Below are 14,067 nucleotides of genomic sequence, written 5' to 3' on the forward strand. Positions count from 1 at the left end.
GGCGACTTATGAGAACGGGCAAATGCCGTTCGTCAGCACGTCGGCACACCGCGTCGACCGGCGGAAATCGTCGTAGTAAAGCGTCCAGTCGGTCGTGTCTGCCGCCCGATAAGGCCCGAACTTGAAGTACTGATTCTGGCCGAGCCCCTTATCCGCATGGCCGATGTGTCCCTTCACAGTAATCACCGGCTGACCATTGGCAAACAGCTCGATATGTCCGGACCCGTCGGGACCCGGCTTGGTAAAGACAGCGAAGTCGATCCAGCCGGACTTCGGATCGGGAAGGGGATTGCCATGATTGGTGACGGTAACCCCGGTTGTGCATGAATTGAAGAGCCGGCCATCTTCCGGCTTCCAGTTTGCATCGGCCGCGACCAGCATGCGCATCTGATTGAGTTCGGGCCGCAGCCAGACGGGAACCTCTCCCGGCGCGCAGCGCGCCGCCACGCCCGCCGGGCCGGTCGACGCAGGCGGCAGATAATTGGTCTCAACGGTAACGAAGAGCTTACCCAGACTCATGCGGAACGCCAGAAAGGGGCTGAAGTCCCCGTTAGCGCCGTTGTCAATTTCGCGTTTCCATTGCGCAATGAGGTAGCGATGGTCCCCACTCGGGACCGGATCGGCGAACTTGACCGAAAAGCCGTACCAGACGCCCTTGTCGTAAGGCACGCGCAACGCGGTCTTCTCCCAGATCTCCGCCCGCTCGCTGCACCCGTCGTCCGACGGCGGGCATTTCGGCACGATGGACAGTTTCAGACCGCCATTTCCGGTGCGTTTGACGTCGCTCTGGAACACATAGGAACCGGCGCTTTGTTCGAAGTTGTCACGATAGTAGAGCCCGCCTTCGGGGGCGAAATCCTTCCCCTCGAACCCGTCGACCAGCGTCGGTCCCGGGGTCGGTTGCTGTTCCGTCGATTGGGCATGCGCAACGCTTGTCGCAGCAAGGGCTGCGGCCAGAAAAACCACGCGGAACATCGAACCTCCTTAAACCAAGCAATCTTGTCGAGCTATTGCAGCATCTTGTCGATGAGGCCGCGTGGCCCCGGCGACTGCTTCGTATTGCGATAGAGCAACATGACATGCTCCGCCTCGGAAAGTCCATCCTGAGTTGCATCGTCGGCGCGCTCCTCCGCGATCGCCGCAAGCGCCGCATCCTTGGGATAGAGGATGGTGAACTTCTGCCGGACGCCGCGCAATTTCTCCTGTCCGAGCGTCGCCCAATCGCCGCCGCAATAATTGACGAAGGCCTCGCTTGCGACGACGTTGTGGGCGTATTTCTTCGTCAGGTTCTGCAGTCGCTGCACCTCGTTCACCGCCGAGCCAAAGACCGAAAAGGTCAGCCGGTCGCGAAGCCCGACATTGCCGAACATGACGTTGCCGACATGGAGGCCAATTCCATAGCCGATCGGATCACGCCCCTGTTTCTTTCTTTCCGCGTTCAGCGCCGCCACACGCGCCGTCGCCGCGCTCACCGCCGCGAGCGCCTCGCGGCTGGCAATTTCCGACGGCTCCTTGTGACGGCCGCATGGGTAGACGGCGATGAACCCGTCTCCAACGAAGCTCAGGATCTGCCCACCGTTTCGATTGAACGGCGTCGCGATCGCATCGAAGAAACCGTTGAGCGTCTCGATATAGGCCTGGCGACCCTCCTTCTCCGCGAGCATGGTCGATCCCCGCATGTCCGCCATCACCAGGACGGCGCGAACCGTCTCGCCGTCGCCGCGCCGCACCTGCCCGCTCATCACGCGCCGTCCGGCATTGGCGCCGAGATACGTCGTCAGCATGTTGTCGGCGAGCTTGCCGAGTACGGCGACCTTGGCCGCAACCGCCAGATGGTTCTGAAGCTTGAGCAGCGCCGCGATCACGTCGTCGGTGAAGCCGCCATGGCGATCCGTCGTCCAGGACCCCACCATTCCGTGCTCGGAGTCGGTCCCGAGCGGCTGCATGAAGGCCAGATAATCGGTGGCCCCGTGCTCCTTCAGTTCATCGAAAATCGGAAACTCCGAGGGCTCCGACAGATCAATGCGCCGCCTCACGTGGTCGAGGTTGTTGTTGAGCAGATAATAGTAGGGGCTGCGCAGAAACCGGTCAGGATTGAGAGCCAGTTCCTCATGACGCAAACCGCTGACCTCGACGCCCTTGCCGCGCCACCAGGTAAAACCGAGCGCGTCATAGAGCGGATGGAGCATCGAGAAGGATAGATGGACGCGCATGAGCGGCAGGCCGGCGGCGGCCAACCGTTCGCAGAAGCCTCGCACGAGGGTCTCGAGCGTCTCGTCGCTCAAGGAGGCTCGCATGAGCCAGGCTGCGACCTTGTCCAGAAGAATCTCGGAAACGCTGTTGTTGATCGGGCCCATGGCATTCCTCACTATCGGCATGACGGTCAACACCGACGGCTATCGCGCGGGCCCTGCAATCAAGGCCGCGTCCACCTGTGATGCCCGTTGTAACGAACGGCGTCTGCCGCGCCTGGCGGCAGTTGTTGCGGCGATTGAATCGCAGCATCTTCTTGCCTGGAGATATTCACCGGCGGGCGCGATTTCCAGAGACGTTCGAAATTTTTGATCATGCATCGATGGTACACGGGATTGATCGCATAATTGCAATCCTGCAATTGTTGGGGTCGCCCGCGACGCGTCGGCCCTGCGCTTGACTTGCGACGCCTTTCTCGCCAACAAAACGGCGACATTTTCCGGCAATCGGGATCGTCGCAATCGCCCGCCCTGCCCCTGACAGATGGAACCCTATCTTGACCTCCCTTCCTCACGACAGGCTGCTTGAATCGATCAAAGCGCGCCAGGCACGCGTCGGCGTCATCGGCCTCGGCTATGTCGGCCTGCCGCTCGCCGTCGCGGTGGCACGCTCCGGTTTTCCGGTGGCGGGTTTCGACATCGATCCCGCGAAGATCGTCGCCCTGGATGACGGCCGATCCTATATCGAGGCGGTGACCGATGAGGCGCTTGGCCGTGAGATAGCCGCGGGCCGGTTCCGCTCGACGACCGACTTCTCCGATCTTGCCCTGTGCGACGTGATCGTCATCTGCGTGCCGACGCCTTTGACCAAACATCGCGATCCCGACCTCTCGTTCGTGGAAGGAACGGCACGCTCGATCGCCGCCACGCTGAGGCCCGGCCAGCTCGTCGTTCTCGAATCAACCACCTATCCCGGCACCACCGACGGCATTGTCCGTTCGATCCTGGAAGAGACGGGGCTGAAGTCCGGCGAGGACTTCTTCGTCGGCTTTTCGCCGGAGCGCGAAGACCCGGGCAACCGCGCCTTTGAAACCGCGAGCATCCCGAAGATCGTCGCCGGTGACGGCGCGCGGGCGGCGGCCCTGATGCAGCAGTTCTACGGCGCCGTGATCAAGACCGTCGTCCCGGTCTCCTCGAACGCCACGGCCGAAGCCGTCAAGCTCACCGAAAACATCTTCCGGGCCGTCAACATTGCCCTCGTCAACGAGCTCAAGGTCGTCTACGAGGCCATGGGGATCGACATCTGGGAAGTCATCGAAGCGGCCAAGACGAAGCCGTTCGGCTACATGCCCTTCTACCCGGGACCGGGACTCGGCGGCCATTGCATCCCGATCGACCCTTTCTACCTCACCTGGAAATCCCGCGAATACGAACTGCCGACCCGTTTCATCGAACTCGCCGGGGAAATCAATTCGGCGATGCCGCGCCACGTCGTTAGCCGGCTCGCCGAGGCACTCGACAGGCGGCAGGGCAAGGCGCTCAGCCGCTCGAACGTTCTCGTCATTGGTCTCGCCTACAAAAAGAACGTGCCCGACATTCGCGAAAGCCCCTCTCTCAGGCTGATCGAGCTCATCGAGGAGCGCGGCGGCAGCGCTGCCTTCTATGACCCGCATGTCGAAGAGATCCCTTCGACCCGCGAGCATCTCGCCTTGAGGGGCCGGCGATCGATCCCCTTCGACGCGGAAAGCGTGCGCCGGTACGATGCCGTGCTTATCGCGACCGACCATGACGGGATCGACTACAAGTCCCTGGCGGATTGGGCGCCCCTGATCGTCGATACGCGCAACGTTTTTGCCCGGCTCGGCATCGTTGCTGACCACGTTGTCAAGGCCTGACCTCCGTTGCGAGCGGTCGGGCGCCTTCAGCCAACCGGGGCGAACGCCGCCTTGAGATTTTTTGCCGCCATGGCGTAGCCGCCGGCTGCTCCGTCGATGAAATGCACGTGATCGCGGCTCATGGCCGCCGGTACGATACAGGTCATCAGCGCGGAATCCTGCTGATGCAGCCCATAGCTGGAGACGCCGGCCTCGGCAGCCCTCTTCAGCCGTTCCTCGATCTGGCGCAGCCGCTCGATGCCGATATCGATCGTCATCTTCAGCCCGTCGTCAAATTTGCGGAAATCGGAGTTTCTGACCAGGTCGCGCTTGTATTGCGTGGTATCGAACTTGCCTATGTTCCAACCTAGCTTGAAGCACACGAACAGCATCAGGCTCTGCAGGGTGATCCAAGACCAGGCGATAAGGCGTCGGCCTTTCCGCGCCACGGCGCGCGATTCGACTGCAACCCCTTGCATCGAGAGCCGAGGCTTGGGACCGTTTTCCGGCACCGGATGCCCGCCTCGTTCCTCGCCTTCGGCCAATGCCACGATGTCGCCGACAAGTGCCTGGAATTCCGGACCATTGCCAAGCAGGCCCGGGACAGCAATGATCGAGACGATTGCCCCGTGGCGGGAGACAATCGGATTCCAACGACAGGACAGCCCCGTCAGATCCGGCCTGCTTCCGGCCGCCGCGGCCTCGATCTGGTAGCGCCCGGCCTTCATTTCCGCCTCTGCCCAACTGGCACCGCCGCCGGAAAACATCGCGTAGGAGACCTCCTCGCTCGCCTTGAAGCGCGCGACGCGCATGTCGCGCCCGCTGGCGCGGATGTCGGCGACCGGAACAAGGGCTGCCCGCAGTTCGAGGCCAAGCTCTTCCGCGACCCAGGTCTTCGCGGCGGCCAATGCTGCGCGCGCCTTAGGCGCCATTGATACGGGTATTGCCGCAAGCGCCCCGTCGCCTCCGAAAACGAAAGGCAAGTTTCTTTCGCCAAGCGCATTCATCAACGCCGATATGACGCTTGCGCCCGCCATGTTGACGCTCTTGTAACGACCCTCCGCAATGGCGCTGGTCGAATCGACGATGTCCGCGACCGCCAGCACCCATCCATCCGGCAAGGGCCGATAGTTGGCCTCGTCGGCAACCCCCTCGAATGCCTCGAAAAGGGGCAGGCTGTCGTAGAACTGCATACCAGTTGCCTGCGCCATGACCGCGTCCAACCTTTCCGACTTTAGCCCAATGCGCCCGGGAATCGCTTTATTCTTCTTCACTGCGCTCTAAATCACGTTAGATCGGAAGATAAAGTTTCAAAACAGCCTTTGGAGAGCATGACTTAGAAATAAAGCAACCCCTACAATCTAATTGGACCTTATGCCGTTGCAGGACCCTTATGATCTGTGCTTGTCTAAGGAAATGCACGCAGGCAAAAGCGCCGAGGCGAGCAGGACGAAGCCAAAACGGGAATGCAGGAAAACACCTTTCGAGTGCGGTTCTGGGGAGTGCGAGGTAGTTTGCCGGTATCCGGCGAACAATTTCTACGCTATGGAGGCAATACACCCTGCATCGAAGTCCGTTGCGGCAGCGAAGTCCTGCTCTTCGACGCCGGCTCAGGATTGCGCGAAGCCGGCGTGGCGCTCACATTGGAGGGCGTCTCGGCATTCGACCTCTTCTTCACGCATAGCCACTACGATCACATCATCGGCCTCCCCTATTTCAAACCGATCTATAATTGCAGCACGGCCGTACGTTTCTGGTCCGGTCATCTTTACGGCCGGATGAGCACCAAGCGAATGGTCGGCGAGTTCATGCGGCCGCCATGGTTCCCGGTCGATACCGGCATCTGTCAGGCGAGCATGGAGACCGTCGACTTCCGCCCGGGAGACGCGCTCGCACCCCGCAAGGGAGTTACCATCCGCACGACGAGCCTCAATCACCCGGGCGGGTGCGTGGGCTACAGGATCGACTGGGGCGGCCGGGCCGTCGCCCTGATCTATGACACCGAACACGAGGCCGGCATTCTCGATCCCGCACTCCTGGAGTTCATCGCCGGCGCCGATCTTATGGTCTACGACTGCACCTATCTCGAGTCGGAAATGCCAACCTATCGAGGCTATGGGCACTCGACCGGAATGCACGGCGCCAAGCTGGCGCAAGCGGCCGGCGTGCGGCGCCTCGCAATGTTCCACCACGATCCGTCACGGACGGATCTCGAGCTCGCGGCGATGGAACAGGAGGTGCAGGCCTTTTTCGACGGGGCCTTCGCAGCCCGCGACCACCAGATCATCGAGCTGTGAGGTCGCCTCCCCTGCGCCAGCGGCAGGCGGGGTGGACGGCGGTGAGCTCGAACAATCGCGACAGAAACTGCCATACGCTCTCGTCATGGACCAGATGGTGCGTGAGGATGCCGACCGTCTCCTCGTCGAGGTTCATCTCGTCCAGGCGCCTTACGATGTCGTGAATGATTTCCAGGTGATCCCGACAGCCGCGCGTTCCGTGCCAGTCCATCACGTCCACATGCGTGTTGACGAGGCTGAGACCGGGTCGGGGAAAAGCCGATGCGATCGAGCCGGTCTTCATGGTCTTTGCACCATCCGGATTGCTCGAGCTCCTTTCGGCGCCGAAGACCGAAAGGGCCGTGAAGCCGATGTCGGGCAGCCCCGCGAGAAGCCCTGGATCTATCCGGTTCCATGGCGGGACGAGAAGCGGAACGAAAGAGGACGGATGGAGCGCGCTGAGACGGGAGTACCCCTTGTCCAGTTCGTCGAGAACGACCTCTCGCGGCCGGTGGCCGCCAAGCTCCTGCCTTTTTTCCGCCGGCGGCGCATGATTTTGATGCGTCCAGCCGTGAACGGCAATGCTGATATCGTCACGGCTGGCGAGGTAGTGCGAGAGCTCGCCGCTCGTGTGCGCCGGGATAACGGCCAAGGTGATCGGCACGGAAAAACGATCCGCCAATTCCACCAGCCGGTCGAGCGCCCCCGTCGGCGCAACGGCATCGTCGTCGCGCAGCCAGAAATCGGCGCGCCGCCCGGCCGCGCGCAAACGATCCAGCCTGTCGACTATCGGCTGCCAGATCGACATGTCCATTATGCCGCCCCCTTCACGAAATCCTTGAAGATCTCGCCAAGGCGCATTGCGGCCGCCTGCAACGAGCGTTGTTCGACAACGAAGCGGCGCGCGCTTGCACCAAACCGGGCGCGCAGGCCCCCGTCGCTGATGAGGCGCCGGATCGCCGCAGCGAACAGCTCGACATCACCCGCCTCCGTCAACAGTCCCGTTTCTCGGTCCCTGACCACTTCCGGGACGCCGGCAGTTCGTTGCGCGACGACCGGCAGGCCGGCCGCCTGCGCCTCCAGATAGGAGAGGCCATAAGCCTCGCCGCAGCCCGGCCAGACATAGACATCGCCGCGCGCAAGAATCTCGGCGATCGCGCCGGGCTCTTTCTCGCCGAGCCAATCCAGCCTCTCGGCGGGAAGTCCGGCGAAGGCTTCCTGCACTTCTGCCCGGGCCGGGCCATCGCCGACGATCGACATTCTCCAGGGCAGATCGACCACGAGCGCCAGAGCCTTGGCGAGCATCCGGTAGCTCTCCATCTTGTCGCCCGGCCGCATCATCGCCACGGCCAGTAGCCGGCACATGTCGGCATCGGCTTGTCGAGGTTCGTGAAACGGCGCCACGTCTATGAAGGGTGCGAGCATCGCATATCGGCCACCCGGGATGGCCTCTTCCAGCCCTTCGCGGTCGCGCTGCGTAAAGCAGATGTTGACTGCGGCATGCCTGGCGCCGGCCGCAACTTCATCCTGGGCCGGCTTCCTGGCGCCCACGTTGCGCCGGTACGAGTAGGAGCTTTCGGCGGTCACGTAGGGAATGGAAAATTCCGCTGAAATGCGGGGACCGATGAGGTCCGGCGCCTTGTAGTAGGGATGGTAGCAGAACCACGTGTCGGGTGGCCCCTCGGTGCGCCAGAGGCGTCGAAGGCGGCGAACCTCGAGATCGGCTTCCGTTCGAAGCGACGAAAGTTGCTCGTCGGATGCCTCGCGTGAAAAGCTGCGCAGTTGCGATGCGATGCCGATGTCATGACCGCCCAGCCGAAGCGCCTCGATCAGCAGGCGCGCCATCTGCCTGTCACCGGAAGGGACGGGATGATCAGGCGATTTCAAAGGCGCGTAAAAGGCGATCTTCATTCGACGCGAGCTATCCCGCCTCCGCGATCGGATGTCAACCTACGTCGGAACGGGCTGCGCAGCGGCTGGCATTATCGACACGTGCACGGGCTCGAAGGCCGTGAGCGGCTCTCGTTCCGCGTTGTCGCGGCTTATTCCGCCGCCGCTTCGCCGCCCTGCGCCAAGGCCGCATTCTTCTTGGCGATTGCATCGCGTGTCGCGGCGGCTGCGGCCGTCGTCGACTGCCCTTCGTCGCCTGCGACCTGCACCGTCGGCGAAGCAAACGAGATGCCGTTCGTCTTGAAGGCTTCCTTGATCAGGGCCTGCGCCCGCCGCCGCACCTGGGTCTGGTTTCCCGGCTTCGTCTTCATCGCGAAGCTGAGCGTGACGCCGTAGTCGCCGAACTGCTCGACGCCCTTCATCTTCACCGTTTCAATAATCAAGGGAGCGAGCTCCGGATCCTCGAGCAGCGCGGCGCCGACGCCCTTCACCACCTTCTTCACCTTGCCGACATCGGTATCGTAGGAAACGTTGATCTTGAATTTGTCGATCACCCAGTCGCGGCTCATGTTCTGGACTGCACCGAGCGAGCCGAACGGTACGGTGAACACCGGTCCGCGGTGGTGGCGGAGCTTGACGGAGCGGATGCTGAAGGATTCGACCGTCCCCATATAGCTCCCGCTCTGGATGTATTCCCCGATCCGGAACGCATCGTCCATCATGTAGAACACGCCGCTGATAACGTCCTTAACTAGGCTCTGCGAGCCGAAGCCGAGCGCGACCCCGAAGACCCCGGCACCGGCAATCAGCGGCCCGATCGCGACGCCAAGTCCGGAAAGAACCATGAGCACGGCGACCACCGCGATGGAGACTGCAAGGAAATTGCGCAGAATAGGCAGTAGTGTGCGCAGCCGCGTGTTACGCGCAAGCTGCACCGGATCCGCGACGTCGACACTGGCCTGGTTGATGCGTAGATTGATGAACTCCTTCGCCAGTTGCCAGATGAGGTCCGCGGCGAGCAGGATGACCACCCCGGCAAGAACGCCGCGGAAGATGCGATTGAAGACATCGTCCTGCATCATGGCGGCTCCGTTGACACGGAAGACGACGGCGAGCCAGGCGGCCGCCAACGCGATGATCACCAGCCGGGCGCCCCGTTCGATCAACACGTTGCGCAACACGCGCATGCCGTCGGTTGCCGAGGTGTCGAGCACCGCCCTCGTGGTCGCGCTTGTGAAACGCAAGAGCGGCGGCAAGCCGAGAACATAGATACCGATCCAGAACAGGACCTTCATATCGGCGACCCAAAGGAGCCAGAGCAGTACCAGGAAGGCGATAATCATCGCATTGCGGAACATCCGCCGCGCCGCCGTCGTGGTCTCAACGGGGCGGCGAAGCGTCGTATCGATCGCCATGCCGAGAATCACGAGCCCGATCGTGGCGGCAACAAGTTTGCGAACGTCTTCCGCAACCGAGAGCGCCTGCATGACATCGGTAACCGCCCACACAAATGCCAATGCGCAGATGAACAGCACCGATCGATTGAACCAGAACCTGGCGGCGCTGGGGGCGAGCGTCGCCTGTTCCCCTTCTGCATCCGGCGTCGGGGCGGCCTCGGCGGCCGACTTGAAAACTGCCGATGCGACGGCAATAAGCAGGCGCGCCGCGATCCAGGCAATGAGCAGCGGCGCGATCGCGGCCTCCAGTCGGGGCGGCCAACCGGAAAGCACAAATGTGGCGATTGCGGCGATTGCAAAGGCGACGAGAGGTGCGATGCGGATGAAGGCGCCAAGGCCGCCTCCGTACTGGGCCGCATTGCGCTCCGCATTGCGGCGCAGGAAGTAGCGCAGCAAGTATTCGGCGCCGTAGCCGACGAGCAATAGGAAGGCGAACCCCCGCAGAATCGGCATTGTTCCCTGGTTCTCCATATCGCTGGCGATGCGGTCTTTCGCGGCCCGCCATTCGGGAGCCATGCGTGGTACCGCGTCCCGCATGCCGCCAAGGTGCTTCCTGATTTCCGCGACCCATTGGGAGGCAAGCCCGGTCGACGGCGCGGGCGCCGCGGGCGTAGCCGTCGGTTTGGATGCCAGCCATTGACGAACCTCTGGATCGTCGAGCAACTTGATCAGTTGCTGCACCTTGTCCGGCGGCGGCGCCGCCGTCGGTTCCTGTGCGGCCAGGGGGCCGGTGAGCGCGAAAATCAACTGGAGAAACAGGACAAGGAAGGCGAGAATGACGCCTTTCCTGCAATGACTTGAAGCCGCACGCATAAGACCAGCCCTCCCTGTCGCGACGACGACCCCCAACCGCGCCGCGCGCCTGTCAGACGCAAGAGGACGCTGCAGCACTTTGAAACGCTGCATGTTTTTGTCCTAATCGGCTACGATTTAACCAAACATGCAGTAGGCCGTTAGTCTACACCCTATCCTACACAGAAGATGACTAATAAAAGTGTCACAGCGCAACGCCATCCTGCGCGATCTGATCTGTTATTGATCGAATTCGGGCATGCGCTCGTGCAAAGCAGTTCTGCGTTTCGCTCGCATGCAATGCGATATCCGTGGTCCCCGCTGCGTGTAGCCGTCGGGGACTTGAAACCGGCCCTTGCACGCATAGTTTTTCCGGAAGGGAATTTGCCGAGCAAAGAGGGGAAGTCGCGATGCCGAAGAATATTGCGAAGACGGGCGCCATCCATGGAGGCCACATCGCCTCGACGCGGCTGCTGACCGGCGCCTTGGCGACGGCCCTCCTCCTTTTCTCTGCCGGCGGCATGTCGGCCAAGGACGGCAGGCTTTCAGGCCTGCCTTCCCTGATCCTCGGCGGCCAGACCGCCGAGGCGCAGACGTACAATTTCGAGCAGCCATTCGTCGAGGAGGTCAAGACGCCGACCATCACCATCGCCCTCGACAAGACGACGCTCGACGACATCAAAGCTGCATTCGGCGGTGAAGTTCGGATGCGCTCGGCCGGGGATATTGCAGTCGGGTGGTTGTGCTACACCTTTGCCTCGCAATCGGTCCAGCGGGATGTCTGGTTCATTGCCAACGACATGCAGGCAGCATCTGCGGCGAAACAAGTCGTCAATATGATTGCGATCGAGGAGACGTCCGAGGATCAACCCGATTGCGACAAGGGGCAGTTCGATGTTCAGGACTGGACAATTCCCGTCCCGACGCTCGGCGACGACAAGGCATCCCTCCAACAGCGCTTCGGCAACGCACCGGAGAGCGGCCTGGTCCGCTACGCTCATGAAGGAGCCGGCGCAGACGCGCAAATATCGCAGTCGCTGGTCTATCGCTTGAAGGACGGCAAGATCGATGCTGTCGCCTTCACCCAGATCAAAGGCAGATAGTTGCATTCCGCGTCTCAAGAGACGCAACGGCCGCGGTGCGATCTGACAAGGACCGGAGGGCTCTCACACCCTCGCTCGATCGCGCTTCTTGAAGGCCGGCAGGCCGCCCGCGGGCATGTGCCGGAACTTGTTGCGAATTTGTGACCACAGGGACTTCAGGGATTCGGGCCGCCAGGTTTTCAGACCTGCGCCGCGGCGCCCGGCGAAATTCAGGATGCTGCCGACGATAGGCGCGCGGCCAATGTTCAGGCGCTCGACCGATTCAAGCAATTCGGTCTCCTGTGTTCTTCCAGCCGCCACCATCACCAGAACCGCGTCCACTTGGGAAGACAGCCACACGGAGTCGTCGTCGTGTGCGATCGCCGGCGGGTCGATTATGACAAGGTCGAAGCGGCGGCGCAGTTCCTGGAAAAGCCGTTCATGGTCATGCAGGCCGAGGCGTGAGTTGATGACACGCAGGAATGGATATTCAGGCGCGACGCTTATGATCGACTCAAGGTCGGTCGTGCCGTCCAGAAACATGCCGAGCGTTGGATTTCTGTTGCTGATGCCGAGCATGCCGGCCGCGCCGTTCGGCTTGGGATCGATATCGAGAATGACGGCCCGCAGGCCGCTCAGAGTGGCCGTTGCCGCCATCCCGAGGGCGCAGGTGGTCTTGCCTTCAGCCGCACCGGCGGAGAAGAACATGACGACCTTTACGTCCGCGCCAAATTCCAGCGCGCGCCAGGCCAGGCACAGGGAACGCATCGAGCGCGCAAACGGCGAATGGGGACTGGCAAGCATATGCTGGTAAGGGGTTTGTCCCGGCTCCAGAATCCCTTCCACGTCCGGGATCGTGATGATGTTCGGACGCTTGATGATGCTCTCCACCTTTCGCGTCGTGCGAATGCGAGTGTCCAGGCCATCCATGACGAACATCGCGACGACCGCCAACAGGAGAGAAGCTACTGCCGCCACTGGAATTATAAGTGCAGGCCGCGGAAAGGACGGCTGGCGGGGGATTTCAGCAAAGGACGCGATCCGCGCCGTGGCCTTGACCTCCTCCTGCTCCGGATCGAAAGAGCCCAGCCGCAGCACAACTTCGTCATATCGCTTTTGCTCCGAAAGCAGGTCTCGCTCGAGCTCACGACGGCGAATTTCATCAAGATTTCGGACCTGCATCTCCTTTTGCAGTTGGCTGACTTCCTGCTGGAATTTCTTCGCCCTTACCGTCGCAACCTTCGCGTCGTTCTCCAGCTCCCGCAGAATTCGGTTTGCCTCCTCATTGATCAGGCGGCGATTGGACACGATCTGCGCGTCCGATTCCACGACGAGGGGATGGTTTCGCCCAAACTTCGCGGTGAGCTGCGCCCTTTCGCGCAGAAGACGTCCTTCCTCGTTTCTGAGCGTACCGAGTAATTCCGAGGTCAGGACCTTTCCGGCAGAATCGATACCAGTCGAAGCGAGCAGCTGCTTGGCCTCGTTGTATTTGGCCCATGCGCCCGCCTCGTCGACGCGCGCGACGGTAAACTGGGTATTCAACTGCTCGGTACGGGCACGCAGTACATCGTCCCTCGGGTCGAAAGCCAGATCGCTCCTGGCCGCAAACTCCGCCATCTCGCGCTCTTTTTTCGCGATTGAAGTTGCAAGGCCGCCGGCTTGCAGGCGCAGATAATTCACGGTGTTTTGCGCTGCGGACTCTTTCAGGCGCGATGTCCAGGCTACGTAATTTGACGCTACGCCGTTGGCGACCTCGGCCGCTCGGGCCGGAAGGTCGTGCTGGACGGAGATGGTCATCGCCAAGCTGTCGCCTCTGCGGTCAGCAGCGACGGAAGCCTGCAGCCTCGTAATTGCACGGTCCCTCGACCGCCCTCCAGCGACAATGTTTGCCCGCCGGTCCTCGCGACCGCGCGCGCTGCTGGTATCGGAAGAGCCTCCGAAGAAAGCCGTCAGCGAACTCCAGGTCGTTTCGGAGGCAGCCTGTTTTTCAGCCAGGCGCGGGTTGAAATAAGGATCTTCCTGAAGTTTCAAGTCGTCGACGACAAAGCCGAGGAATTCGCGCGAGCGGACCAGATCCATCTCCGTGTCCATCGCGGACTTGTCACGCTCGAGCTTCTGCAACTCAAGCACGGACTCGTAGGGGCGCGTGTCGTTGCGGTCGAACACCAGCGTCGACGACGCCGTATAAACCTTGTCGAGCGAATAGGTGACGATGGTGGCAAGCAGCGTGCCGACGACGACCACAGAAGCGATCAGCCTGGCGTAGCGCCTCAAGAGGTCCAAAACGTCATGGAGGCTCTGAATCGACGCCTCTCGTTGGCTCGCGCCGCCCAGGTTTGCAAGCCTCCTGGCTTCTTCGCGAACTTCGAAATCCCGATCAAAAGTAAGCATCATGCCCCTCTTCCAACCCCGTCGGACATCGAAGCCCAGACTGAAAATTGGGGTCAAATTCCTAATGTGAAAAGGTTGCTACTATGCAATATTTACTCGGCGGCCAAATGCGT

At 61.8% G+C, this 14,067-nt stretch carries 11 protein-coding genes and 1 pseudogene; 4 read left to right on the plus strand and 8 right to left on the minus strand.

The genetic code is table 11. The features are described from left to right. Positions 1-6: 6 nt before the first annotated feature. Positions 7-975, minus strand: a complete 969-nt coding sequence (locus FKV68_RS31665) for a polysaccharide lyase family 20 protein (protein ID WP_180942848.1) — start codon at positions 973-975, stop codon at positions 7-9. A gap of 32 nt (positions 976-1,007) precedes the next feature. Beyond that, the gene (locus tag FKV68_RS31670; RefSeq protein WP_180942849.1) at positions 1,008-2,357 is read right to left on the minus strand and encodes an adenylate/guanylate cyclase domain-containing protein; all 1,350 of its coding nucleotides are present in this window, start codon (positions 2,355-2,357) and stop codon (positions 1,008-1,010) included. Between FKV68_RS31670 and FKV68_RS31675 the strand changes: the two genes are divergently transcribed. Further along, positions 2,356-2,565: a hypothetical protein gene (locus tag FKV68_RS31675; protein ID WP_180942850.1), complete on the plus strand. Its 210-nt coding sequence runs from the start codon at positions 2,356-2,358 to the stop codon at positions 2,563-2,565. The two genes, FKV68_RS31670 and FKV68_RS31675, sit on opposite strands and share 2 nt — an antisense overlap. A 184-nt stretch (positions 2,566-2,749) precedes the next feature. Then, positions 2,750-4,087, plus strand: a complete 1,338-nt coding sequence (locus FKV68_RS31680; RefSeq protein WP_180942851.1) for a nucleotide sugar dehydrogenase — start codon at positions 2,750-2,752, stop codon at positions 4,085-4,087. Positions 4,088-4,113: 26 nt separating this feature from the next. Here FKV68_RS31680 and FKV68_RS31685 read toward each other — a convergent pair whose 3' ends face one another. After that, positions 4,114-5,277 (minus strand): DUF3095 domain-containing protein, encoded by a 1,164-nt coding sequence (locus FKV68_RS31685; protein ID WP_180942852.1) that lies wholly within the window; start codon positions 5,275-5,277, stop codon positions 4,114-4,116. A 255-nt stretch (positions 5,278-5,532) separates the two neighbouring features. On the opposite strand from FKV68_RS31685, the gene FKV68_RS31690 reads away from it, so the two are divergent. Continuing rightward, on the plus strand, positions 5,533-6,363 hold the full coding sequence (locus FKV68_RS31690; RefSeq protein ID WP_180942853.1) for an MBL fold metallo-hydrolase: 831 nt from the start codon (positions 5,533-5,535) through the stop codon (positions 6,361-6,363). Here the strand turns inward: FKV68_RS31690 and FKV68_RS31695 are convergent. The 3 genes from FKV68_RS31695 to FKV68_RS31705 all read right to left on the minus strand — a co-directional run bounded on the left by FKV68_RS31695 (position 6,350) and on the right by FKV68_RS31705 (position 10,502). Then, a complete protein-coding gene (locus tag FKV68_RS31695) occupies positions 6,350-7,156 on the minus strand; it encodes a polysaccharide deacetylase family protein (protein WP_180942854.1) in 807 nt (268 codons plus the stop codon). The two genes, FKV68_RS31690 and FKV68_RS31695, sit on opposite strands and share 14 nt — an antisense overlap. Continuing rightward, on the minus strand, positions 7,156-8,253 hold the full coding sequence (locus FKV68_RS31700; RefSeq protein WP_180942855.1) for a glycosyltransferase family 4 protein: 1,098 nt from the start codon (positions 8,251-8,253) through the stop codon (positions 7,156-7,158). Before FKV68_RS31700 ends, FKV68_RS31695 begins: the two co-directional genes overlap by 1 nt. A 131-nt stretch (positions 8,254-8,384) precedes the next feature. Continuing rightward, positions 8,385-10,502 carry a mechanosensitive ion channel family protein gene (locus tag FKV68_RS31705; RefSeq protein WP_180943986.1) on the minus strand — a complete coding sequence of 706 codons (2,118 nt, stop codon included), beginning with the start codon at positions 10,500-10,502 and terminating at the stop codon, positions 8,385-8,387. Positions 10,503-10,891: 389 nt separating this feature from the next. Here FKV68_RS31705 and FKV68_RS31710 point away from each other — a divergent pair, with 389 nt between their 5' ends. Further along, positions 10,892-11,584: a hypothetical protein gene (locus FKV68_RS31710; RefSeq protein ID WP_180942856.1), complete on the plus strand. Its 693-nt coding sequence runs from the start codon at positions 10,892-10,894 to the stop codon at positions 11,582-11,584. Positions 11,585-11,647: 63 nt separating this feature from the next. On the opposite strand, the gene FKV68_RS31715 is transcribed toward FKV68_RS31710, so the two are convergent. Both FKV68_RS31715 and FKV68_RS33930 read right to left on the minus strand, forming a co-directional pair. After that, positions 11,648-13,366: a GumC family protein gene (locus tag FKV68_RS31715; protein WP_245181807.1), complete on the minus strand. Its 1,719-nt coding sequence runs from the start codon at positions 13,364-13,366 to the stop codon at positions 11,648-11,650. A 237-nt stretch (positions 13,367-13,603) separates the two neighbouring features. Then, positions 13,604-13,957 (minus strand): annotated as a pseudogene (locus FKV68_RS33930) (Wzz/FepE/Etk N-terminal domain-containing protein); the annotation flags it as partial. Between the last annotated feature and the right edge of the window lie 110 nt (positions 13,958-14,067).

This window comes from Sinorhizobium mexicanum, assembly GCF_013488225.1.
Taxonomy (GTDB): domain Bacteria; phylum Pseudomonadota; class Alphaproteobacteria; order Rhizobiales; family Rhizobiaceae; genus Sinorhizobium; species Sinorhizobium mexicanum.

What these genes read in the sequence shown, in the direction of transcription:
- FKV68_RS31665 (WP_180942848.1), bottom strand. Translation starts at nt 975, where the DNA reads ATGTTCCGCGTGGTTTTTCTGGCCGCAGCCCTTGCTGCGACAAGCGTT.
- FKV68_RS31675 (WP_180942850.1), top strand. Translation starts at nt 2,356, where the DNA reads ATGGCATTCCTCACTATCGGCATGACGGTCAACACCGACGGCTATCGC.
- FKV68_RS31670 (WP_180942849.1), bottom strand. Translation starts at nt 2,357, where the DNA reads ATGGGCCCGATCAACAACAGCGTTTCCGAGATTCTTCTGGACAAGGTC.
- FKV68_RS31685 (WP_180942852.1), bottom strand. Translation starts at nt 5,277, where the DNA reads ATGGCGCAGGCAACTGGTATGCAGTTCTACGACAGCCTGCCCCTTTTC.
- FKV68_RS31690 (WP_180942853.1), top strand. Translation starts at nt 5,533, where the DNA reads ATGCAGGAAAACACCTTTCGAGTGCGGTTCTGGGGAGTGCGAGGTAGT.
- FKV68_RS31695 (WP_180942854.1), bottom strand. Translation starts at nt 7,156, where the DNA reads ATGGACATGTCGATCTGGCAGCCGATAGTCGACAGGCTGGATCGTTTG.
- FKV68_RS31700 (WP_180942855.1), bottom strand. Translation starts at nt 8,253, where the DNA reads ATGAAGATCGCCTTTTACGCGCCTTTGAAATCGCCTGATCATCCCGTC.
- FKV68_RS31705 (WP_180943986.1), bottom strand. Translation starts at nt 10,502, where the DNA reads ATGCGTGCGGCTTCAAGTCATTGCAGGAAAGGCGTCATTCTCGCCTTC.
- FKV68_RS31710 (WP_180942856.1), top strand. Translation starts at nt 10,892, where the DNA reads ATGCCGAAGAATATTGCGAAGACGGGCGCCATCCATGGAGGCCACATC.